General features: G+C 42.3%; 25 protein-coding genes and 1 pseudogene. 20 read left to right on the forward strand and 6 right to left on the reverse strand.

The window, feature by feature from the left end; all coding sequences use genetic code 11:
• A partial coding sequence (cibA, locus tag SMIDD26_RS00810) for a fratricide two-peptide bacteriocin subunit CibA (RefSeq protein ID WP_061438627.1) occupies positions 1-163 on the reverse strand: 163 nt, incomplete at its 3' end.
• A gap of 191 nt (positions 164-354) precedes the next feature.
• On the opposite strand from cibA, the gene tsaB reads away from it, so the two are divergent.
• From tsaB to SMIDD26_RS00855, 9 genes are all read left to right on the forward strand, one after another.
• A complete protein-coding gene (tsaB, locus tag SMIDD26_RS00815) occupies positions 355-1,038 on the forward strand; it encodes a tRNA (adenosine(37)-N6)-threonylcarbamoyltransferase complex dimerization subunit type 1 TsaB (RefSeq protein ID WP_061438628.1) in 684 nt (227 codons plus the stop codon).
• Complete coding sequence (rimI, locus tag SMIDD26_RS00820) at positions 1,035-1,472, forward strand: ribosomal protein S18-alanine N-acetyltransferase (protein WP_061438629.1); 438 nt, start codon at positions 1,035-1,037, stop codon at positions 1,470-1,472. The genes tsaB and rimI overlap by 4 nt, the downstream gene beginning before the upstream one ends.
• On the forward strand, positions 1,462-2,472 hold the full coding sequence (gene tsaD, locus SMIDD26_RS00825) for a tRNA (adenosine(37)-N6)-threonylcarbamoyltransferase complex transferase subunit TsaD (protein ID WP_061438630.1): 1,011 nt from the start codon (positions 1,462-1,464) through the stop codon (positions 2,470-2,472). Before rimI ends, tsaD begins: the two co-directional genes overlap by 11 nt.
• Positions 2,473-2,575: 103 nt before the next feature.
• Positions 2,576-3,439: an XRE/MutR family transcriptional regulator gene (locus tag SMIDD26_RS00830; protein WP_061438631.1), complete on the forward strand. Its 864-nt coding sequence runs from the start codon at positions 2,576-2,578 to the stop codon at positions 3,437-3,439.
• Positions 3,440-3,713: 274 nt separating this feature from the next.
• Positions 3,714-3,911 (forward strand): peptide pheromone VP1, encoded by a 198-nt coding sequence (locus tag SMIDD26_RS00835; protein WP_061438632.1) that lies wholly within the window; start codon positions 3,714-3,716, stop codon positions 3,909-3,911.
• 66 nt (positions 3,912-3,977) lie between these two features.
• Positions 3,978-4,643, forward strand: a complete 666-nt coding sequence (locus tag SMIDD26_RS00840) for a CPBP family intramembrane glutamic endopeptidase (RefSeq protein ID WP_061438633.1) — start codon at positions 3,978-3,980, stop codon at positions 4,641-4,643.
• A gap of 70 nt (positions 4,644-4,713) precedes the next feature.
• Positions 4,714-5,940 (forward strand): MFS transporter, encoded by a 1,227-nt coding sequence (locus tag SMIDD26_RS00845; RefSeq protein ID WP_061438634.1) that lies wholly within the window; start codon positions 4,714-4,716, stop codon positions 5,938-5,940.
• A gap of 158 nt (positions 5,941-6,098) precedes the next feature.
• Positions 6,099-6,794 (forward strand): AzlC family ABC transporter permease, encoded by a 696-nt coding sequence (locus SMIDD26_RS00850; RefSeq protein ID WP_119920110.1) that lies wholly within the window; start codon positions 6,099-6,101, stop codon positions 6,792-6,794.
• A complete protein-coding gene (locus SMIDD26_RS00855; protein ID WP_061438635.1) occupies positions 6,784-7,107 on the forward strand; it encodes an AzlD domain-containing protein in 324 nt (107 codons plus the stop codon). Before SMIDD26_RS00850 ends, SMIDD26_RS00855 begins: the two co-directional genes overlap by 11 nt.
• Before the next feature lie 39 nt (positions 7,108-7,146).
• Here the strand turns inward: SMIDD26_RS00855 and SMIDD26_RS13460 are convergent, their stop codons facing one another.
• Positions 7,147-7,269 carry a hypothetical protein gene (locus tag SMIDD26_RS13460; protein WP_050129378.1) on the reverse strand — a complete coding sequence of 41 codons (123 nt, stop codon included), beginning with the start codon at positions 7,267-7,269 and terminating at the stop codon, positions 7,147-7,149.
• A gap of 94 nt (positions 7,270-7,363) precedes the next feature.
• Here SMIDD26_RS13460 and SMIDD26_RS00860 point away from each other — a divergent pair, with 94 nt between their 5' ends.
• The 5 genes from SMIDD26_RS00860 to SMIDD26_RS00880 all read left to right on the forward strand — a co-directional run bounded on the left by SMIDD26_RS00860 (position 7,364) and on the right by SMIDD26_RS00880 (position 12,420).
• Positions 7,364-8,194 (forward strand): amino acid ABC transporter substrate-binding protein, encoded by an 831-nt coding sequence (locus SMIDD26_RS00860; RefSeq protein ID WP_049513066.1) that lies wholly within the window; start codon positions 7,364-7,366, stop codon positions 8,192-8,194.
• Between the two features lie 153 nt (positions 8,195-8,347).
• The gene (locus tag SMIDD26_RS00865) at positions 8,348-9,202 is read left to right on the forward strand and encodes a MetQ/NlpA family ABC transporter substrate-binding protein (protein WP_061438636.1); all 855 of its coding nucleotides are present in this window, start codon (positions 8,348-8,350) and stop codon (positions 9,200-9,202) included.
• Between the two features lie 96 nt (positions 9,203-9,298).
• Positions 9,299-10,672 (forward strand): M20 family metallopeptidase, encoded by a 1,374-nt coding sequence (locus tag SMIDD26_RS00870; protein WP_061438637.1) that lies wholly within the window; start codon positions 9,299-9,301, stop codon positions 10,670-10,672.
• Positions 10,665-11,726, forward strand: a complete 1,062-nt coding sequence (locus tag SMIDD26_RS00875; RefSeq protein WP_061438638.1) for a methionine ABC transporter ATP-binding protein — start codon at positions 10,665-10,667, stop codon at positions 11,724-11,726. The genes SMIDD26_RS00870 and SMIDD26_RS00875 overlap by 8 nt, the downstream gene beginning before the upstream one ends.
• Before the next feature lies 1 nt (position 11,727).
• Positions 11,728-12,420 (forward strand): methionine ABC transporter permease, encoded by a 693-nt coding sequence (locus SMIDD26_RS00880; RefSeq protein ID WP_000444647.1) that lies wholly within the window; start codon positions 11,728-11,730, stop codon positions 12,418-12,420.
• Between the two features lie 29 nt (positions 12,421-12,449).
• Here the strand turns inward: SMIDD26_RS00880 and SMIDD26_RS00885 are convergent, their stop codons facing one another.
• A complete protein-coding gene (locus tag SMIDD26_RS00885; RefSeq protein ID WP_061438639.1) occupies positions 12,450-13,019 on the reverse strand; it encodes an MptD family putative ECF transporter S component in 570 nt (189 codons plus the stop codon).
• A gap of 139 nt (positions 13,020-13,158) precedes the next feature.
• On the opposite strand from SMIDD26_RS00885, the pseudogene SMIDD26_RS11175 reads away from it, so the two are divergent.
• The 3 genes and pseudogenes from SMIDD26_RS11175 to nrdI all read left to right on the forward strand — a co-directional run.
• A pseudogene (locus tag SMIDD26_RS11175) lies at positions 13,159-13,353 on the forward strand (helix-turn-helix domain-containing protein); the annotation flags it as partial.
• Positions 13,354-13,413: 60 nt separating this feature from the next.
• Positions 13,414-13,947: an ABC transporter permease gene (locus tag SMIDD26_RS00890; protein ID WP_061438640.1), complete on the forward strand. Its 534-nt coding sequence runs from the start codon at positions 13,414-13,416 to the stop codon at positions 13,945-13,947.
• Between the two features lie 77 nt (positions 13,948-14,024).
• Positions 14,025-14,495: a class Ib ribonucleoside-diphosphate reductase assembly flavoprotein NrdI gene (gene nrdI / locus SMIDD26_RS00895; RefSeq protein WP_061438641.1), complete on the forward strand. Its 471-nt coding sequence runs from the start codon at positions 14,025-14,027 to the stop codon at positions 14,493-14,495.
• Positions 14,496-14,779: 284 nt separating this feature from the next.
• Here nrdI and SMIDD26_RS00900 read toward each other — a convergent pair whose 3' ends face one another.
• The 3 genes from SMIDD26_RS00900 to SMIDD26_RS00910 all read right to left on the reverse strand — a co-directional run bounded on the left by SMIDD26_RS00900 (position 14,780) and on the right by SMIDD26_RS00910 (position 17,153).
• Complete coding sequence (locus SMIDD26_RS00900; protein ID WP_061438642.1) at positions 14,780-16,042, reverse strand: NRAMP family divalent metal transporter; 1,263 nt, start codon at positions 16,040-16,042, stop codon at positions 14,780-14,782.
• Between the two features lie 215 nt (positions 16,043-16,257).
• Positions 16,258-16,716 (reverse strand): DUF3021 domain-containing protein, encoded by a 459-nt coding sequence (locus SMIDD26_RS00905; protein WP_000743982.1) that lies wholly within the window; start codon positions 16,714-16,716, stop codon positions 16,258-16,260.
• A complete protein-coding gene (locus SMIDD26_RS00910) occupies positions 16,713-17,153 on the reverse strand; it encodes a LytTR family DNA-binding domain-containing protein (RefSeq protein ID WP_061438643.1) in 441 nt (146 codons plus the stop codon). Before SMIDD26_RS00910 ends, SMIDD26_RS00905 begins: the two co-directional genes overlap by 4 nt.
• A 206-nt stretch (positions 17,154-17,359) precedes the next feature.
• On the opposite strand from SMIDD26_RS00910, the gene mutL reads away from it, so the two are divergent.
• The 3 genes from mutL to SMIDD26_RS12470 form a co-directional block, all read left to right on the forward strand.
• A complete protein-coding gene (gene mutL / locus SMIDD26_RS00915) occupies positions 17,360-19,309 on the forward strand; it encodes a DNA mismatch repair endonuclease MutL (protein ID WP_061438644.1) in 1,950 nt (649 codons plus the stop codon).
• 15 nt (positions 19,310-19,324) lie between these two features.
• Positions 19,325-19,918 (forward strand): Holliday junction branch migration protein RuvA, encoded by a 594-nt coding sequence (ruvA, locus tag SMIDD26_RS00920; protein ID WP_061438645.1) that lies wholly within the window; start codon positions 19,325-19,327, stop codon positions 19,916-19,918.
• A 9-nt stretch (positions 19,919-19,927) separates the two neighbouring features.
• Positions 19,928-20,228: DNA-3-methyladenine glycosylase I (locus SMIDD26_RS12470; protein ID WP_246746836.1), on the forward strand; the 301-nt coding region annotated here is incomplete at its 3' end.

Genomic DNA, 20,228 nt, shown 5'->3' on the forward strand with positions numbered 1-20,228 from the left:
CAGCTGCCAAACCAGAACCTATAAGTGCTGTTCCACCTGCAATAGCTTTCCAAGATACTGCTACTCCAAAGATAACCAAGGGAGCGAGACCGCCATCAATATCTGATAATTCATTTTCAGATAGGGATAAAAATTGATTGTCAAGAACGTCAAAATTTGTCATTGAACTTTCCTCCTTTTTTCTTGTTCACTTTTATATTCGTAAAAGAAAAGGAAAAGTGAAGATTTTTTTGAATTTTATTTGCGAATTATTTTTTGTTTAAGTATAGGCTTTTTTGTTTGAGGATAAAGAAAATTCCCATGTGCCAGCTTTTGTAGTATAATAGTAAGCAGACAAAAAGATAGGAATGTGTTATGAAAGTATTAGCTTTTGATACGTCCAGCAAGGCTCTTTCTCTCGCTATTTTAGAGGACAAGCAGGTTCTTGCTGAGACTACTATTAACATCAAGAAAAATCACAGTATTACCCTCATGCCTGCCATCGATTTTTTGATGGCAAGTTTGGATTGGACGCCCAAGGATTTGGACCGAATCGTGGTGGCAGAAGGGCCAGGTAGCTACACAGGCTTGCGAATTGCGGTAGCAACTGCCAAGACTTTGGCTCACACTCTGAACATCGAGTTGGTTGGTATGTCTAGCCTCTTGGCTCTGGTGCCATACCAACAAGAAGGCTTGTTCGTTCCTTTGATGGATGCGCGTCGCAACAATGTTTATGCAGGATTTTATGAAAATGCCAAACCTGTCATGCCAGAAGCGCACCTGCCCTTTGAGCGAGTGATTGAGCTAATCAAGGGTGCTAGTCAGGTAACCTTTGTCGGAGAAGTTGGTCCCTTTGTTGAGCAGATTCAAGAGCATTTACCAAGGACTAATTACAAAGAAACCTTGCCTAATGCAGCTAATCTTGCTCTTTGGGCTTGGGATAAGGAAGCAGAATCTTTGCACGACTTTGTGCCAAATTATCTCAAACGTGTTGAGGCTGAGGAAAACTGGCTTAAGAACCATACCGAGTCTGGTGAGTCTTACATTAAACGACTATGATAGAGATCAAACGAATCCAACAGCAACCTGACTTGGCTCAAGCCATCTACGCTGTCATGGCAGCTGTTTACCCAGTCAGCCCTTGGACGCTGGAACAAATCCAAGCAGATCTGTCCCAAGACCAGACTTGGTATGTTCTGGCTTATGATGGGGCAGAAGTGATTGGCTTTCTAGCTGTTCAGGAGAATCTTTTTGAGGCAGAAGTCTTGCAAATCGCTGTTAAAGGAACCTATCAGGGTCAGGGAATTGCATCAGCCTTGTTTGCGACACTGCCGACAGATAAGGATATTTTCCTCGAAGTCAGAAGGTCGAATCATCGAGCGCAAGCATTTTACAAGAAAGAAAAGATGGCGGTCGTCGCTGAGCGAAAGGCCTACTACCATGATCCAGTCGAGGACGCCATTATCATGAAGAGAGAAATAGATGAAGGATAGATATATTTTAGCATTTGAGACATCCTGTGATGAGACCAGTGTCGCCGTCTTGAAAAACGACGATGAGCTCTTGTCCAATGTCATTGCTAGTCAAATTGAGAGTCACAAACGTTTTGGGGGCGTAGTGCCTGAAGTAGCCAGTCGTCACCATGTCGAGGTCATTACAGCCTGTATCGAGGAGGCTCTGGCAGAAGCAGAGATTACAGAAGAGGACGTGACAGCTGTGGCTGTTACCTATGGACCAGGCTTGGTCGGAGCCTTGCTAGTTGGCTTGTCAGCTGCTAAGGCCTTTGCTTGGGCACATGGACTTCCACTTATCCCTGTTAACCACATGGCTGGTCACCTCATGGCCGCTCAGAGCGTGGAGCCTTTGGAGTTTCCCTTGCTAGCCCTCTTGGTCAGTGGTGGACACACAGAGTTGGTTTATGTTTCTGAGGCTGGTGACTACAAGATTGTTGGAGAAACGCGAGATGACGCGGTTGGTGAGGCTTATGATAAGGTCGGCCGTGTCATGGGCTTGACCTATCCTGCCGGTCGTGAGATTGACGAGCTAGCTCATCAGGGACAGGATATTTATGATTTCCCTCGTGCCATGATTAAGGAAGATAATCTGGAGTTTTCATTCTCAGGTTTGAAATCTGCCTTTATCAATCTTCACCACAATGCCGATCAAAAGGGAGAGAGCTTGTCAACAGAGGACTTGTGTGCATCCTTCCAAGCAGCTGTCTTGGATATTCTTATGACAAAAACTAAGAAGGCTTTGGAGAAATACCCTGTTAAAACCCTAGTCGTAGCTGGTGGCGTGGCTGCCAATAAAGGCCTCAGAGAACGCCTAGCAGCCGAAATCACAGATGTCAAGGTTATCATCCCGCCCCTACGCCTCTGCGGAGACAATGCAGGAATGATTGCCTATGCCAGCGTCAGCGAGTGGAACAAAGAAAACTTCGCAGGCTTGGACCTCAATGCTAAACCAAGTCTCGCTTTTGATACTATAGAATAAAGAGTCAGCTTAAGGCTGGCTTTTTTGTCCTCTTAAATGTCAGAATATTTTGACAAAACTATAAAAATAATGATATAATATGCAAAAGCTAGGAGGTGGTAAGATGATCGAGAGAATGGAATTGGGAGAATTTTACAAGGAGTTGCGCTTGGCTAGAAAGCTCAAGCAGTCAGATGTGGCTTGTGCTGGACTAACAGCTTCTCAGCTGTCCAAGTTCGAATTAGGGCAGTCTATGCTATCTGCGGACAAGCTAATCCTAGCTATTCAAGGAATCAATATGAATTTTGATGAGTTTGGGCACAAGCTCAACAACTATCAAGAATCTCCACATATGCAGATTGGTAGGAGGGTTGTGGATCGCTTTGCCCACCAAGATATAGCTGGCTTAGAGCAACTGTTGGAGGAAGTCGAGCAAGGACGGATGGCAGAGACCTATCGTTGTTTGAATGCCATTGTGATTAAAAATGCTATTCATTCCTTAGATAAAAATTATCCCCTAGCAGAGGAGGATAGCGAGTTTTTGACCACTTATCTCTATGCTATTGAGTCTTGGACCTGGTTTGAACTCTACCTTTTTTGCAATACTATGCCCTTCTTGAGTAACCAAGATTTGATATTTTTATCAACTTCTTTACTTGAGAAATCCAAAGAATTTAAAGAGTTAGTACACAATCGATTGTATATGAAGCAAGGGCTCTTAAATATCTTATCAGAACTCATGGAGCGAAAACTTTTCTCCTACATCCCAATCTTCGAAGCCGAGTTGGAGAACATGTTGCGTCCGTACGATGTTTTTGAGAAAGTATCGTGGCAATTTTTAAAGAAAATGAGTGTCTTTCTTCAAACTAAAGGAAGCAATCAAAAAGAGATTGAACACTTTATCCAATCTCTGCAAGTATTAGAAAATCCACAATTAACAGCTCTATTCGAATTGCGCTTGCAGCAATACAAAGAACTTATCGATTAGTTAGAAATGGCAAAATGATAATAATATCAGCAACGATTGTCAATAATGTTAAAATTTGTTTCTTCATAGTTGCTCCACTCCTTAATTAGTAATAACTTTATTATACCAGGGAAATAATCAAATTCACCAAAATCGCAAATCTGAAATTTCTATAAGCAAAAATGTCAAATATGCGATTTTCTGAAATAAGGCAATTTCTGTGTTATACTGTCCTTGTAAAGTACTTGAAGCAAATCCTAGGTCGCAGAAGTGGTTTACAAATGAAGATAATTGGATGTTAAATTTACAATTTGCAGAAACAATGGAATTGACAGAAGCTGAGTTGGAGAAGATTTACGGTGAAGATCTTGTGTATGTTGGTACTATCCCAGGCGGTGGAAGTTGGGGAGGCTTAGGAACACCTTGGTCGATTATTGATCACTGGAAGAGAAATTTTAACCATGATTCTTCCACTGTTAACCGTCGTCGTTGATATTTAAAGCCCTTGCCTTTGTTTGGGTTAGGGCTTTCTTTATTTCGTAATATAGGAGAAAATAGGATGAAAAAGATAATCTCACACTATTACTTGTTTATAGCCATTTTACTTGTCATTGCTGACCAGTTCTTCATTCGTTTGCTTTTACATAGCGACTTGGTAGTTGGTCTATCTGACTTTGGCTATTATCTGTCGGATATGATGTTGAATTTTCTTGTGGTTTTATTTGCTCTTATTGCTATGATTTGGTCGGGGAAATGGCAGAAAATCAATAGTAGAAAGTTTAAAGGATCCTATCTTTTCTATTCCTTCCTAGCTCTGCTTGCTTTTGTTGCTTGGAATTTTGTCACCTTTTTTCTTTTCCCACCTACTAGAAATGAAATTGCTTATCAACTGGATGTTCCTACTTTTACGGGAGCTACAGCATTTTTGATGTATTTTTTCTATCCTGTGATTGCAGGTCCCATTTTTGAAGACATGATTTATCGTGGATTGGTGATGACTGCTCTGGAGAAAGGGAAGAAGTGGGGACTGGATGTGCTTGGCTCAGCTATATTATTTGGAATTTTGCACATTAGTAATCACGGTTGGGTTTTGACAGACTTTTTCGTATATATGGGTGGCGGTCTCATATTTGCAGTCTTGTTTAGAGTAACCAAGTCCATTTATTGGCCTATTGGGTTGCATATAGTCTACAATGGCATTGGTCAAATTTTACCGTTGCTGTAATTTTGGTTGTTAGTAGTATCGCGATCTATCCTTGGGAAAAATTCCCATTTGAATTTAAAAAGGAGTTATAATGAAAGTATTTCTTCAAAATAGAGATTTTAGGCAATTAACTGTCAACCAGTGGATTTCAACGGTTGGGGATACGATTTTTTATCTGGCCTTTTTGAATTATGTGGCAGATGCGTCTTTTGCCCCTTTGGCGATTTTACTTATCACGATTTCAGAAACCCTTCCCCAAGTTCTACAAATCTTTCTGGGAGTTTTGGCGGATTTTCAACATCATCGTGTCCTAAAATATACAATTATTAGTTTTGCAAAATTTTTGCTTTACTCTATAGTGTCCCTATCGCTTTCAGGGCAGTCTTTCTCCTTGTTGCTAGTAGCATTTATTTGTCTGATTAACCTCTTGTCTGACACATTGAGCTATTTTTCAGGCGCCATGCTCACTCCGATTTTCATTAGAATTATTGGGCAAGACCATCTGGCAGAAGCTATTGGATTTAAACAGTCAACTGTTAGTTTAGTGAAAACAATCAGTAATATTTTAGGAGGAGTCTTATTAGGTATTCTATCCATCCAGTTTATTTCCTTACTGAACGCTCTTACCTTTTTAATCGCATTTTTAGGTATCCTATTCATAAAAAATGACCTCTTGAAAGTAGAAAAAACGATTAGCTATCAAGAAGGACTCTCTGTAAAATCCTTTTGCCAGCATTTGGTCCAGTCATCGAAATTGATATGGAAGATGAATCAGGTACTCTTAGTTTTGTTTATTATCTCTATTAGTCAAGCAGTGATAAATGTTACAGTTCCTGTCTCTACTCTGTTTTTGAGGAATCAGCCTTTTTTAAATTTACAAACAGGTCAATCTCTTGCCTTGTTATCCACCATGGATCTGTCAGCCCTTATTGTCGGAAGTCTTGTGAGTGGCTATTTGAAAAATACGATTTCTATAAAAACAGCTCTCTATGCCTCACTTGTCATCCAGTTGCTTCTTCTAGTAGGATTTGCCACAGTTCGTTTTGACTGGATTCTCATCTTTAGTGCCTTGGATGCCTTTTTCGCAGGTGTCCTCTCTCCTAGATTACAGGAACTCATTTTTAAACAAATACCTGAGGAGTCAATGGGAGCAGTTCAATCCTCTATCGGTGCTATTACGGTTGTTTTACCTAGCTTATTTACAATAGCTTTGGTAACCATTGCTACTAGCTTTGGAACTCTGGCAGTTAGCTTTGTTTTATTGGTATTTCTTCTAGTTGCCTTTTTCATGCTCCTGAATATCCGTGAAAGTATATAGCGGAGAATTTGTATAATATATGTTTGAGACTGGATTGCCAGTCTTTTTATGATGGTCAAAATCAGCAGACTTTTTTCTCTTTCCTGAATGTGTTATAATAGTCCATGCTATGGCTGGAGTCTTTTCAGCCCATTTATTAAGACAATATGAGGAGAAAGATGAAAGAAAAAGGATTTTGGGAGGGAGTGCAGGCAGCCATGCCAACGGCCCTTGGTTATGTCAGTATCGGACTGGCCTGTGGGATTATCGGTGCGCCCTATGTGACACCTGTTGAGATGGGCTTGATGAGCCTCTTTGTTTATGCTGGGAGCGCCCAGTTTGCCATGTTGGCCCTGATTGCGGTTCAAGCGCCTGTGGCAGCTATTGCTATGACGGTCTTTTTGATCAATTTGCGTCTCTTTTTGCTGAGCTTGCATGCATCGACCTATTTCCGTCATACTAGTCTCTGGCACAATATCGGTATGTCTAGTATCTTGACAGATGAGACTTATGGTGTTTTGATGGGCGAATTGGCCCATACAGACAAGGTCAATCCTATGTGGATGCACGGAAACAATCTCAACAGCTATGTGGCTTGGTTTGTGGGGACAGTTGTCGGAACGGCTCTAGGTGGCCTGCTACCAAATCCAGAAATCTTTGGTTTAGATTTTGCCTTGGTTGGGATGTTCATTGGGATTTTTGCTTCGCAATTCCAGATTATGCAAAGACGGATTCCTGTCCGCAATCTGCTCATTATCCTAGCAGTTGTTGCGGTATCCTTCTTTTTACTCTTGACAGTGGTGTCTCAGTCGCTAGCTGTTCTGTTTGCGACCTTGCTAGGTTGTACAATGGGGGTGGTTTTAGATGGTCAGTAAGTATCTTTTGTTAGCAGTTATTTTCTCTGGTCTTGTGACCTGGATTCCCCGTATAATTCCCTTCATCTTGGTCAAGTATAAGGGTTTGCCTGCAATCGTTGAGCGTTTTTTGAAATTTTTGCCCGTTTCCATTATCTTTGCCTTGATTCTTTCAAGCGTAGTGACAGGTAAGGTTGGAAGCTTTCCTCAAATCAAATGGCTGGACTTTTTAGCAGTCTTTCCAACAGCTTGGTTAGCTTTTCGCTACCGCAATCTAGTCGGAACAGTTCTCTTTGGAGTAGTCTTGATTGCCGTCTTGCGTTTGGTCTTTTAATACTCTTCGAAAATCTCTTCAAACCACGTCAGCGTCGCTTTACCGTAGGTATATGTAACTGACTTCGTCAGTCTTATCTCCAACCTCAAAACAGTGTTTTGAGCAACCTACGGCTAGCTTCCTAGTTTGCTCTTTGATTTTCATTGAGTATAAATCAGCCATAAAGAAAACCTATCACAGAGATAGATATCATATAATGGCGTAAATGGTCTTTTTCTGTTAAGATTATAAGGTATTTTATTTTGGAGGAAATGACATGAAAAAAATCGTTAAATATTCATCTCTTGCTGCTCTAGGGCTTATTGCTGCAGGTGTGCTTGCGGCTTGCTCAGGTGGTGCTAAGAAAGAAGGAGAAGCAGCTAGCAAGAAAGAAATCATCGTTGCAACCAATGGCTCGCCAAAACCATTTATCTATGAAGAAAATGGCGAATTGACTGGTTACGAGATTGAAGTGGTTCGCGCTATCTTTAAAGACTCTGACAAGTATGATGTCAAGTTTGAAAAGACAGAATGGTCAGGTGTATTTGCTGGTCTTGACGCTGACCGTTACAATATGGCTGTCAACAATCTTAGCTACACTAAAGAACGTGCGGAAAAATACCTTTATGCCGCACCAATTGCCCAAAACCCTAATGTCCTTGTAGTGAAGAAAGACGACTCTAGCATCAAGTCTCTCGCTGATATCGGTGGAAAATCGACGGAAGTCGTTCAAGCCACTACATCAGCTAAGCAGTTAGAAGCATACAACGCTGAACACCCGGACAACCCAACTATCCTTAACTATACTAAGGCAGACTTCCAACAAATCATGGTACGTTTGAGCGATGGCCAATTTGACTATAAGATTTTTGATAAAATCGGTGTTGAAACAGTGATCAAGAACCAAGGTTTGGATAACTTGAAAGTCATTGAACTTCCAAGCGACCAACAACCGTACGTTTACCCACTTCTTGCTCAAGGTCAAGATGAGTTGAAATCATTTGTAGACAAACGCATTAAAGAACTCTACAAAGATGGCACGCTTGAAAAATTGTCTAAACAATTCTTCGGAGACACTTACCTACCGGCAGAAGCTGATATTAAATAATTTCTTGAAATCATCCATTCTGAATAAGATGGGTGATTTCTCAGTTTTTAGGGATATAGTTTTAAACTATATATCTGATTATCTAATAACAATTTGTGCAATTGAAGAAAGTATGAGATACTAGTACGGTATTATTTTTAAGGAGAAAGAATCATGAAAATTAAAAAATGGCTTGGCCTAGCAGCCCTTGCTACAGTCGCAGGTTTGGCTCTCGCAGCTTGCGGAAACTCAGAAAAGAAAGCAGACAATGCAACAACTATCAAAATTGCAACTGTCAACCGTAGCGGTTCTGAAGAAGCTCGTTGGGATAAAGTTCAAGAATTGGTTAAAAAAGACGGAATCACTTTGGAATTTACAGAGTTCACAGACTACTCACAACCAAACAAGGCAACTGCTGATGGCGAAGTAGACTTGAACGCTTTCCAACACTACAACTTCTTGAACAACTGGAACAAAGAAAACGGAAAAGACCTTGTAGCGATTGCTGATACTTACATCTCTCCAATCCGCCTTTACTCAGGTTTGAATGGAAGTGACAACAAGTACACTAAAGTAGAAGACATCCCAGCAAACGGAGAAATCGCTGTACCGAACGATGCTACAAACGAAAGCCGTGCGCTTTACTTGCTTCAATCAGCTGGCTTGATTAAATTGGACGTTTCAGGAACTGCTCTTGCAACAGTTGCTAATATCAAAGAAAATCCAAAGAACTTGAAAATCACTGAATTGGACGCTAGCCAAACAGCTCGTTCATTGTCATCAGTTGACGCTGCCGTTGTAAACAATACCTTCGTTACAGAAGCAAAATTGGACTACAAGAAAGCACTTTTCAAAGAACAAGCTGATGAAAACTCAAAACAATGGTACAACATCATCGTTGCGAAAAAAGATTGGGAGTCATCACCAAAAGCTGATGCTATCAAGAAAGTGATCGCAGCTTACCACACAGATGACGTGAAAAAAGTTATCGAAGAAACATCAGACGGTTTGGATCAACCAGTTTGGTAATAAGAAACAGGGAGGTGGGAGAGAGAATTCCACCTCTTGCTTTTGTATAGAGCATGGATTGTCAGGAAGAGTAGTTCATAGAAAGGTAGAGAGAATATGGTTTTTCCTAGCGAACAAGAACAGATTGAAAAATTTGAAAAGGATCATGTAGCCCAGCATTATTTTGAGGTTTTGCGTACCTTGATTTCTAAGAAATCAATCTTTGCCCAACGGGTGGGTCTCAAAGAAGTTGCCAACTATCTGGGTGAGATTTTCAAGCGTGTTGGGGCTGAAGTGGAGATTGATGAGACTTATACGGCTCCCTTTGTCATGGCGCATTTCAAGAGTTCGCGTCCAGATGCCAAGACCTTGATTTTCTATAACCACTATGACACTGTACCAGCGGATGGGGATCAGGTCTGGACAGAGGCTCCCTTTACGCTTTCAGTTCGCAATGGCTTCATGTATGGGCGTGGGGTTGACGATGATAAGGGTCATATCACAGCTCGTTTGAGTGCTTTGAGAAAATATATGCAGGACCATGATGATTTGCCTGTCAATATCAGTTTTATCATGGAGGGAGCGGAGGAATCGGCTTCGACAGACCTGGATAAGTATTTGGAAAAACATGCGGACAAACTCCGTGGCGCAGATTTATTGGTCTGGGAACAAGGAACCAAAAATGCTTTGGAACAGCTGGAAATTTCTGGTGGAAATAAGGGGATTGTGACCTTTGATGCCAAGGTAAAAAGTGCGGATGTCGATATCCATTCTAGTTATGGTGGGGTTGTGGAATCAGCTCCATGGTATCTCCTTCAAGCCCTGCAGTCTCTTCGTGCTGCAGATGGCCGTATCTTGGTTGAAGGCTTGTACGAAGAAGTACAAGAGCCAAATGAACGAGAAATGGCCTTGCTAGAAACTTATGGTCAACGAAACCCAGAGGAAGTTAGTCGGATTTATGGATTGGAGTTGCCTCTCTTACAGGAGGAGCGGATGGCCTTTCTAAAACGTTTCTTTTTTGAACCAGCCCTTAATATCGAAGGGATTCAGTCAGGTTATCAAGGACTAGGAGTCAAAACGATTTTGCCTGCAGAAGCCAGTGCCAAGCTAGAGGTTCGTCTGGTTCCGGGCTTAGAACCGCATGATGTTCTGGAAAAAATTCGGAAACAGCTAGACAAAAATGGCTTTGATAAGGTAGAATTATACTATACCTTGGGAGAGATGAGCTATCGAAGCGACATGAGCGCGCCAGCCATTCTCAATGTAATCGAGTTGGCCAAGAAATTCTATCCACAGGGCGTTTCAGTCTTGCCGACTACAGCTGGGACAGGGCCCATGCATACGGTCTTTGATGCCCTAGAGGTGCCAATGGTGGCCTTTGGTCTAGGAAATGCCAATAGCCGAGACCACGGTGGAGATGAAAATGTGCGAATCGCCGATTACTACACCCATATTGAATTAGTAGAGGAGCTGATTAGAAGCTATGAGTAGAGATATTATCAAGTTAGATCAGATCGATGTGACTTTTCATCAAAAGAAAAGAACCATCACAGCGGTCAAGGATGTGACCATTCACATCCAAGAAGGGGATATCTACGGAATCGTTGGATATTCTGGAGCAGGGAAATCAACCCTTGTACGGGTGATTAACCTCTTGCAAAAACCATCTGCAGGGAAAATTACCATTGATGACGATGTGATTTTTGATGGTAAGGTGACCTTGACGGCCGAGCAGTTGCGTCGTAAACGTCAGGATATTGGAATGATTTTCCAGCATTTCAATCTGATGAGCCAAAAGACGGCAGAGGAGAATGTAGCCTTTGCCCTTAAGCACTCTGGACTCAGCAAGGAAGAAAAGAAGGCTAAAGTAGCCAAGTTGTTGGACTTGGTTGGCTTGGCAGACCGTGCTGAAAACTACCCTTCACAACTATCTGGAGGGCAAAAACAGCGTGTAGCCATTGCGCGTGCCTTAGCCAATGATCCAAAAATCTTGATTTCAGATGAGTCTACTTCTGCCCTTGACCCTAAGACAACCAAGCAGATTTTGGCCTTGTTGCAAGATTTGAACCAAAAATTAGGCTTGACTGTTGTCTTGATTACGCATGAAATGCAGATTGTCAAAGACATTGCCAATCGTGTGGCAGTCATGCAGGACGGACATTTGATTGAAGAGGGTAGTGTCCTTGAAATCTTCTCAGACCCTAAACAACCCTTGACCCAAGACTTTATCTCAACAGCTACAGGTATTGACGAAGCCATGGTCAAAATCGAGAAGCAAGAAATCGTGGAACACTTGTCTGAAAACAGCCTTTTGGTGCAGCTCAAGTATGCAGGTGCTTCAACAGACGAGCCACTTTTGAATGAATTGTACAAGCGTTACCAAGTAACGGCTAATATCCTTTATGGAAATATCGAAATCCTCGATGGTACTCCTGTTGGAGAATTGGTGGTGGTCTTGTCAGGGGAAAAAGAAGCCTTGGCAAGCGCTCAAGAGGCCATCCGTCAGGCTGGTGTCCAGCTAAAAGTATTGAAGGGAGGACAGTAAGATGGAATCATTGATTCAAACCTATTTACCAAATGTTTATAAAATGGGCTGGGCTGGTCAAGCAGGCTGGGGAACAGCTATCTACTTAACCCTTTATATGACAGTTCTTTCCTTTATTATTGGAGGGTTCTTGGGACTGGTAGCAGGTCTCTTCCTTGTCTTGACAGCGCCAGGTGGTGTTTTGGAAAATAAGGTCGTCTTTTGGATTTTGGATAAGATTACCTCTATTTTCCGTGCGGTGCCATTTATCATTCTCTTGGCAGTCTTGTCACCCTTCTCACACCTAATCGTAGGGACAAGTATCGGGCCAAATGCGGCTATTGTACCCCTATCTTTTGCGGTCTTTGCCTTCTTTGCCCGTCAGGTGCAGGTTGTCTTGGCTGAGCTAGATGGTGGTGTCATTGAGGCGGCTCAAGCGAGCGGCGCGACCTTCTGGGATATTGTGGGTGTTTACCTATCAGAAGGTCTTCCGGATTTGATTCGTGTGACGACTGTGACCTTGATTTCCCTTGTTGGAGAAACAGCCATGGCGGGGGCAGTTGGAGCTGGTGGTATCGGTAACGTAGCCATTGCTTATGGATTTAACCGCTACAATCACGATGTGACCATCTTGGCAACTATTATTATCATTTTGATTATCTTTGCAATCCAATTCTTGGGAGACTTCTTGACTAAAAAATTGAGCCATAAATAAAAAAGAGCCGCCTGGCTCTTTTTTAGTAATCAGATTTTCTGTGCCAATTTTTTACTCAAGGCTTGTCCAAGCAAGGCACCCACTAGGGCTCCGATGACAACACTTGCGATAAATAGAAGGATGGTTCCAGGGTTTGGCGCAACCATGATACGGTCGATATATTCTTGGGATTTTCCTCTTGCTAGAAGGGTTGCCATATAGGCTTTGGGCGCAATCCACATGATTAGAATTGGTCCTGATGTGCTAAAGGCAAAGAGTATGAAAGAAAGGAAATTCTTAGTTTGGTCCTTGTATTTTCCGAGGTTAGCTACTGCATCTGCTAGCAGGCCACAGATAATTCCAGGAAGGAAGGCACCGGCACCGTGTTTAGTTCCCAAGAAAAAGAGAGCGATGACAAGGCCGATAGTGGTAATGGCTCCAAAGCGCGGAACTTTTGCGACTAGGATCATATAGACGCTACCGCCGACAAGGGCAGTAAAGGCAGGCGCATAAAACATGTTTCCAGTTTGGTCAAGGAGATTGCCCAAAAGGACACCAATCCCCATGCAGAGGAAGTAAAGAACTGCAAAAAGCAGTGTAGTTAAGATAGATTTTTTCATGAATTGTCTCCTGATCATTTTCTCACAATTCTCATTTTACCATGGTTTGATGGGATTGTAAATGGGACACAGCATCGAAGTTAATTAGTAGTTTATAAGATGTTAATAGTCAGGTATTTCGGAATTTGAAGGTATCAAGTCAAGTTTCGCAGAGCTTTTAAACAAACAACGTATTAAGGCTGCCCAGCAGCTCTTGCTTTCAACTAGTGACAGTATCGAAGATATTTGTTATGCTGTTGGTTACAGTAACCTTGGATATTTCTATAAAGTGTTCCGAAAATTGTGCGGAAAATCGCCGAAAGCCTACCGCAAACAGGTAGAAACGATACTGTAAGATTTGTATTCCTTTACAAAATGTGCTATAATAAAAATAATATTATTAGGAGGTTCTATCATGAAAAAGAAACCGATTTATCTATGGGTCTTGCTAATCTTGTCTGCCCTTATTTCAGCTACGTCTCTGTTTGGAATGTTGAGTCCCTTACCTAGCGAAGAAGTCCTTCGTGTTAGGCAGTCACATGTTGCGGGACTTAGTGCCCAGCAATTAGAAGACAACATCAATTACACCTATACAGTAGCAGAATCAACTCATTCTATTTTTAATATGGCCTTGATTGTGCTATCTGCTATTTTAGTTGTAGTAGCGATTGTCTTCCTTGTTCGTAAGAATTTGCAATATGCAAACTATACTTATGTCGGCTATGTTTTGCTAGCCATTATTGGTTCGATTTATGGCTATGTTAGTTTACAGGACGCTGTGCAGTTAGTTCACGATGAGACCATGCGTTTAGGGATAAGTGTTATTTCACAAGCCGTTAGCATTCTCTCTATTGTCATCAATGTTCTCTTCCTAGCCCTTGTCTTCTACAAGATATGGCGTCAACAAAAAGCCTTGGCAGAAGAAGCGGAAACAGAAGAAGTTGCTTAAGTATTGACAAAAAAGAACTATCAAGATACAATCTTGGTAGTTCTTTTTCGATAAAAAATAAAATCATGGAGGTACATATGAAGACAATTTCTTTAGTTTATATCAGTCTAAGCGGCAACACTGAAAGTTTTGTGACGCGCTTGAAAGACTATCTCTTGTCTCAGTACGAGGGAATTGAGGTTCAAAAGATTCATATCAAGGATTTGGTCAAGGAAGGTCACGATTTCTATGAAATGGACCATCCTTATGTTGCTTTTTTGCCGACTTACCTCGAAGGTGGGAATGGTGTGGATAACGGAGATGTCGAGATTTTGACAACACCAGTGAGGGATTTTATCGCCTATGGTGACAATGCTAGTAAGTGTTTTGGTGTGGTTGGCTCAGGAAATCGTAACTTTAATAACCAATACTGCCTGACAGCTAAGCAATACAGTCAACGCTTTGGCTTCCCTGTATTGGCTGACTTTGAAATGCGAGGCATGCTGGAAGATATCAAACGTGTCGCAGCGATTATCGCAGATTTGTATGAGTTGGAAAAGGAAAATTAAAGTCAATATAAGAGGCGCTTGGGATTTTTCAACTGTTTTTTGAATATAAACAGTCTTTGAGAACGTAAAAAAGCATAAGTTCAGGTCTTCAAAACCTTGTTCTTATGCTTTTTATCATAGAAATATTTGCTGCATTTTCTCTTGAAATGAAACCTTATACTCAATGAAAATCAAAGAGCAAACTAGGAAACTAGCCGCAGGCTGTACTTGAGTACGGCAAGGCGACGTTGACGTGGTTTGAATTTGATTTGCGAAGAGTATTATCTTCATCTCGCGCTTGTCAGTTAACCTGCTTTTCCGATTGCGAGTGCGTAGATAAAGAAGATGGCGAAGCCAAAGAGGAAAATCAATCCTGCAATGGCAAGGTGTTTGAGCCAAGAAGGAAGATTTTTGTTTTCACGCGTTACCAAGGCGTAGTTTAAAAGAGCGAAGAATGGTGTTGTCAGGAAAGAGCCAATCATGGCAAAGCGGAGCATGGTTGAAACCTGACCAGCGAAGAACTTGATAATGACGATACCGATGATAGCAGTGATGGTCATCCAGATGTTCAAAGATTTACGATTGTCTTCTTTTTGACTGATTAGCAGTCGTAGAGATTCCTGATTAACACGAGAATAGCCATCGATAACAGTAATAACTGTTCCAAAGATACACAGGAAGGCAATAAAGGTAATCAAGTAACGGGACCATTCGCCAAGAACAGAGGCATACATGCCCACGAATTGAGAGATGTATTTGGCCGAAGCAGCTTCAACCGCCTGCCCTGTAGGATACTGGATCAGTGCTCCCAGTGCCACAAAGAAGACGGCTAGGATAGCTGTTCCAATGTAACCAGTGTTAAAGTCAAACAGAGCGTCTTCTGTGTTAAAGTTGACGGTCTTTCTCTTTTCAGCAGACCAAAGTGAGTTGATAGCTGAAATTTCAATAGGAGCCGGCATCCACCCTAAGAGGGAAACGATGAAGGGGAGAGCTGCCATTTGCCAAGGTGTCTTTTCGACAAAATCAGAGCTGTATTCTGGATGCTTGATCGCCGCGATGATAACTGCAAGAACAGTTGCAATGGTTAAAGCTGACATGATCCATTTTGCCATGCCGTCTAAGAGTTTGTAGCCTCCGAAGAGTAGCATAGCCCAAATGACTGCAACGAGAATGAGGGACCATTGAGTGATGCTCAGACCGATCATTGGGAAGGCGCTGGCGATGATAGCTGAGCACAGAATGGCGACACCAGCTGTGTTGACCATAGCCGAAAAGATATTGAGGATAAAGAAAATCCAGAGATAGAGTTTTCCTTTTTCGGCATAACCTTCAACCAAAGTCTTTCCAGTATCAGCGGTGTATTCAGCACCAAAACGGAAAAATGGATATTTAAAGACATTGGCTAAGATGACCAAGAGAAGTAGAGACCACCCGTAAGAACCACCAGCTTGAGTAGAAGATACAATGTGAGAACCGCCAACAGCGGCAGAAGCCATTAGGATTCCAGGCCCCATTGCTTTTAGTTTACTTGTCCAGGTTGATTGATTTAAGGAAATAGCTTGCGACATGATAGATGCTCCTTTTTGAATTTTCAGAATAATCTGGATATGTAATCTATATTCTACAAAAAACTTTGGGAAAATGCAAGAATATTTTGAAAAAAGATAGAAAATTACAGAAAATTTACAAAGAAGATCTGAAAATAACTGCTATGATAGCAAGGTACAGCAGGGTAAAGCAAAACCGAGAAGTTTCTTTCTCGGATTTGCTTATTATGAGTTTCTTACTTTCTATGCTCTAAGAGTTGATTGATGTGATCTACTTTTTTAGCCTCTCTTTTATAGAGAATAGCCCAGATAATGAGATAGACAATCGCAAACTCGATAATGAGTTGGAGATAGAAGATCCAGTGAAAAGGAAACCAACCTGCCAGAGTTGCTAGTGGGACAAAGCCAGCCAGCATAAGGAAGAAATGAGTCAGAGTGGCACGAAGCATGCTCCAGTCACGGCTGAATAAGCGGTTGCCAAAGTTGAAGAGCATACCGATAGCTGCCCAAATAAGTGTACAGTAGAGCAAGACCAGGGCACCGTGAACCTGATGCTGAGCCATCACTTGGCCGATGAGAGAGTAGGGATTCAGTGGGGCATAAGTACTCGGTGCATAAATGAGTGAAAAGATGATAGAGAGGATGAGGCCGATGAGGACACCAGTAGCTGCGTCGTGGAAGATTTGTTTTTTCATAGTTCTAATTTCTCCTTGATGGTTTTTAGATAACGGCGTGAAGAGTAGGTGAAGCTTTCGTTTTTCAAGAAAATTTCTACCAGGCCGTTGGGCGTAAGCTTGAGATGGGAGATGGAGTCGATATTGATGATTTCTGATTGGGAAATTTGGATAAAATTGCTTGGCAAGAGTTCAAGGACCTGATAGAGCCGTAAATCAATGTTGTAGGTCTGACTGGCAGTTTCTGCTAGAACCTTTCGATTCTCGATATAGAAGCGTTGTATCTTACCAATCTCAACGAGATAGACCTGATTATCGATTTTTCCTTTGATTTTTTCTTTTCGGTCAAGATTTTCTGCAAACTCGATGACTTTCTGGACTTTATCTGTGGGCTGAGGTGCTTGAACAATCAACTTTTCCTCTTCGTAAGTTTCACTAATCTGTAGTTCTACTTTCATAGTTTTCTCTCCTTTTCAGTTATACAAGTTTGTGATCACTTCCTGTATATCTTTATTAAACACTATTTTATAGTCTATGGCAAGGTACTTTGTCTATGTGGAGGGATTTGGCTTCTATGTGGTGCTAGCTTTTCTGTCCTATCTGAAATATGGTATAATAGCACTAATCAATTTCTAGGAAAACAGATACAGAAAGGGGCTGAAAGATGTCTCATATTATTGAATTGCCAGAGGTGCTGGCAAACCAGATTGCAGCTGGAGAGGTTATCGAGCGTCCAGCTAGCGTTGTTAAGGAGCTGGTAGAAAATGCCATTGATGCGGGCTCTAGTCAGATTACCATTGAGATTGAGGAAGCTGGTCTCAAGAAAATTCAAATCACCGATAATGGTCATGGAATCGCCCACGATGAGGTGGAATTGGCCCTGCGTCGTCATGCGACCAGTAAGATAAAAAATCAGGCAGATCTTTTTCGAATTCGGACGCTTGGTTTTCGTGGTGAAGCCCTTCCTTCTATCGCGTCTGTTAGTGTTTTGACCCTTTTGACGGCGATGGATGGTGCAAGTCATGGAACCAAGCTCGTCGCGCGTGGGGGAGAAGTAGAAGAAATTATTCCAGCGACTAGTCCTGTGGGGACCAAGGTTTGTGTAGAGGATCTCTTCTTCAACACGCCTGCTCGTCTCAAGTATATGAAGAGCCAGCAGGCGGAGCTGTCTCATATCATTGATATTGTCAACCGTCTGGGCTTGGCCCATCCTGAGATTTCTTTCAGCTTGATTAGTGATGGCAAGGAAATGACACAGACAGCAGGGACTGGTCAACTGCGACAAGCTATTGCAGGGATTTACGGTTTAGCCAGCGCCAAGAAGATGATTGAAATTGAGAACTCTGACCTTGATTTCGAAATTTCAGGTTTTGTGTCCTTGCCTGAATTAACCCGAGCAAACCGAAACTATATCAGCCTCTTCATCAATGGCCGTTATATCAAAAACTTCCTGCTCAACCGTGCTATTCTTGACGGCTATGGCAGTAAGCTCATGGTGGGGCGTTTTCCACTGGCTATCATTCATATCCATATCGACCCCTATCTAGCAGATGTCAATGTGCATCCAACCAAGCAAGAGGTGCGGATTTCCAAGGAAAAAGAACTGATGACCCTGGTTTCAGAAGCTATTGCAAATAGCCTCAAGGAACAAACCTTGATACCAGATGCCTTGGAAAATCTTGCCAAATCGACCGTACGCAATCGTGAGAAGGTGGAGCAGACCATTCTCCCACTCAAAGAAAATACGCTCTACTATGAGAAAACTGAGCCGACAAGACCTAGTCAAGCTGAGGTGGCTGATTATCAGGTAGAATTGACTGATGAAGGACAGGATCTAACCCTCTTTGCCAAGGAAACCTTGGATCAGCTGACCAAGCCAGCAAAACTGCATTTTGCAGAGAGAAAGCCTGCTAACTACGACCAGCTAGATCATCCAGAGTTAGACCTTGCGAGTCTTGATAAGGCTTATGACAAGCTGGAGCGAGAAGAATCATCCAGCTTCCCAGAGTTGGAGTTTTTTGGACAAATGCACGGGACTTATCTCTTTGCCCAAGGGCGAGATGGGCTCTACATCATAGACCAACATGCGGCGCAGGAACGGGTCAAGTACGAGGAATACCGTGAAAGCATTGGTGATGTTGACCAGAGCCAGCAGCAACTTCTAGTGCCTTACATCTTTGAGTTTCCTGCGGATGATGCCCTGCGTCTCAAGGAAAGAATGCCTCTTTTGGAGGAAGTGGGTGTCTTTCTAGCAGAGTACGGAGAAAATCAATTTATCCTACGTGAACATCCTATTTGGATGGCAGAAGAAGAGATTGAATCAGGCATCTATGAAATGTGCGACATGCTCCTCTTGACCAAGGAAGTTTCTATCAAGAAATATCGAGCAGAGTTGGCTATTATGATGTCCTGCAAGCGGTCTATCAAGGCCAATCACCGTATCGATGACCATTCGGCCAGACAACTCCTCTATCAGCTCTCTCAATGTGATAATCCCTATAACTGTCCCCACGGACGTCCTGTTTTGGTGCATTTTACCAAGTCGGATATGGAAAAGATGTTCCGACGTATTCAGGAAAATCACACCAGTCTCCGTGAGTTGGGGAAATATTAAACTAAAAGGAAAACTATGTACGAATATTTAAAAGGAATCATTACCAAAATCACTGCTAAATACATTGTTCTTGAAACCAATGGTATCGGTTATATTTTGCATGTGGCCAATCCCTATGCCTACTCAGGTCAGGTCAATCAAGAAGCTCAAATTTATGTGCATCAAGTCGTACGTGAGGACGCTCATCTACTTTATGGATTTCGCTCAGAAGACGAGAAAAAGCTCTTTCTCAGTCTGATTTCGGTATCTGGGATTGGTCCTGTATCAGCTCTTGCTATTATCGCTGCCGATGACAATGCTGGCTTGGTTCAAGCCATCGAAACCAAGAATATCACCTACTTGACCAAGTTTCCTAAAATTGGCAAGAAAACAGCCCAGCAGATGGTGCTGGACTTGGAAGGCAAGGTAGTAGTTGCAGGAGATGACCTTCCTGCTAAGGTGGCAGTGCAAACCAGCGCTGAAAACCAAGAATTGGAAGAAGCTATGGAAGCTATGTTGGCACTGGGCTACAAGGCGACCGAACTCAAGAAAATCAAAAAATTCTTTGAAGGAACGACAGATACAGCTGAGAACTATATCAAGTCGGCCCTTAAAATGTTGGTCAAATAGGAGCAGAGCATGACAAAACGTTGTTCGTGGGTCAAGATGACCAATCCGCTCTACATTGCCTATCATGATGAGGAGTGGGGCCAGCCCCTCCATGATGACCAAGCATTGTTTGAGTTATTGTGTATGGAAACCTATCAGGCAGGCCTGTCTTGGGAAACGGTGCTCAACAAACGTCAAGCTTTCCGAGAAGCCTTTCATAGTTATCAAATTCACTCAGTCGCAGAGATGACCGACACCGGACTGGAAGACTTGCTGGAGAATCCAGCCATCATTCGAAATAGAGCCAAGATTTTTGCTACACGCGCTAACG

The sequence above is a fragment of the Streptococcus mitis genome, assembly GCF_001579035.1.
GTDB classification, from domain to species: Bacteria; Bacillota; Bacilli; order Lactobacillales; family Streptococcaceae; genus Streptococcus; species Streptococcus mitis_J.

What these genes read in the sequence shown, in the direction of transcription:
- tsaB (WP_061438628.1), top strand. Translation starts at nt 355, where the DNA reads ATGAAAGTATTAGCTTTTGATACGTCCAGCAAGGCTCTTTCTCTCGCT.
- rimI (WP_061438629.1), top strand. Translation starts at nt 1,035, where the DNA reads ATGATAGAGATCAAACGAATCCAACAGCAACCTGACTTGGCTCAAGCC.
- tsaD (WP_061438630.1), top strand. Translation starts at nt 1,462, where the DNA reads ATGAAGGATAGATATATTTTAGCATTTGAGACATCCTGTGATGAGACC.
- SMIDD26_RS00830 (WP_061438631.1), top strand. Translation starts at nt 2,576, where the DNA reads ATGATCGAGAGAATGGAATTGGGAGAATTTTACAAGGAGTTGCGCTTG.
- SMIDD26_RS00835 (WP_061438632.1), top strand. Translation starts at nt 3,714, where the DNA reads ATGTTAAATTTACAATTTGCAGAAACAATGGAATTGACAGAAGCTGAG.
- SMIDD26_RS00840 (WP_061438633.1), top strand. Translation starts at nt 3,978, where the DNA reads ATGAAAAAGATAATCTCACACTATTACTTGTTTATAGCCATTTTACTT.
- SMIDD26_RS00845 (WP_061438634.1), top strand. Translation starts at nt 4,714, where the DNA reads ATGAAAGTATTTCTTCAAAATAGAGATTTTAGGCAATTAACTGTCAAC.
- SMIDD26_RS00850 (WP_119920110.1), top strand. Translation starts at nt 6,099, where the DNA reads ATGAAAGAAAAAGGATTTTGGGAGGGAGTGCAGGCAGCCATGCCAACG.
- SMIDD26_RS00855 (WP_061438635.1), top strand. Translation starts at nt 6,784, where the DNA reads ATGGTCAGTAAGTATCTTTTGTTAGCAGTTATTTTCTCTGGTCTTGTG.
- SMIDD26_RS13460 (WP_050129378.1), bottom strand. Translation starts at nt 7,269, where the DNA reads ATGGCTGATTTATACTCAATGAAAATCAAAGAGCAAACTAGGAAGCTA.
- SMIDD26_RS00860 (WP_049513066.1), top strand. Translation starts at nt 7,364, where the DNA reads ATGAAAAAAATCGTTAAATATTCATCTCTTGCTGCTCTAGGGCTTATT.
- SMIDD26_RS00865 (WP_061438636.1), top strand. Translation starts at nt 8,348, where the DNA reads ATGAAAATTAAAAAATGGCTTGGCCTAGCAGCCCTTGCTACAGTCGCA.
- SMIDD26_RS00870 (WP_061438637.1), top strand. Translation starts at nt 9,299, where the DNA reads ATGGTTTTTCCTAGCGAACAAGAACAGATTGAAAAATTTGAAAAGGAT.
- SMIDD26_RS00875 (WP_061438638.1), top strand. Translation starts at nt 10,665, where the DNA reads ATGAGTAGAGATATTATCAAGTTAGATCAGATCGATGTGACTTTTCAT.
- SMIDD26_RS00880 (WP_000444647.1), top strand. Translation starts at nt 11,728, where the DNA reads ATGGAATCATTGATTCAAACCTATTTACCAAATGTTTATAAAATGGGC.
- SMIDD26_RS00885 (WP_061438639.1), bottom strand. Translation starts at nt 13,019, where the DNA reads ATGAAAAAATCTATCTTAACTACACTGCTTTTTGCAGTTCTTTACTTC.
- SMIDD26_RS00890 (WP_061438640.1), top strand. Translation starts at nt 13,414, where the DNA reads ATGAAAAAGAAACCGATTTATCTATGGGTCTTGCTAATCTTGTCTGCC.
- nrdI (WP_061438641.1), top strand. Translation starts at nt 14,025, where the DNA reads ATGAAGACAATTTCTTTAGTTTATATCAGTCTAAGCGGCAACACTGAA.
- SMIDD26_RS00900 (WP_061438642.1), bottom strand. Translation starts at nt 16,042, where the DNA reads ATGTCGCAAGCTATTTCCTTAAATCAATCAACCTGGACAAGTAAACTA.
- SMIDD26_RS00905 (WP_000743982.1), bottom strand. Translation starts at nt 16,716, where the DNA reads ATGAAAAAACAAATCTTCCACGACGCAGCTACTGGTGTCCTCATCGGC.
- SMIDD26_RS00910 (WP_061438643.1), bottom strand. Translation starts at nt 17,153, where the DNA reads ATGAAAGTAGAACTACAGATTAGTGAAACTTACGAAGAGGAAAAGTTG.
- mutL (WP_061438644.1), top strand. Translation starts at nt 17,360, where the DNA reads ATGTCTCATATTATTGAATTGCCAGAGGTGCTGGCAAACCAGATTGCA.
- ruvA (WP_061438645.1), top strand. Translation starts at nt 19,325, where the DNA reads ATGTACGAATATTTAAAAGGAATCATTACCAAAATCACTGCTAAATAC.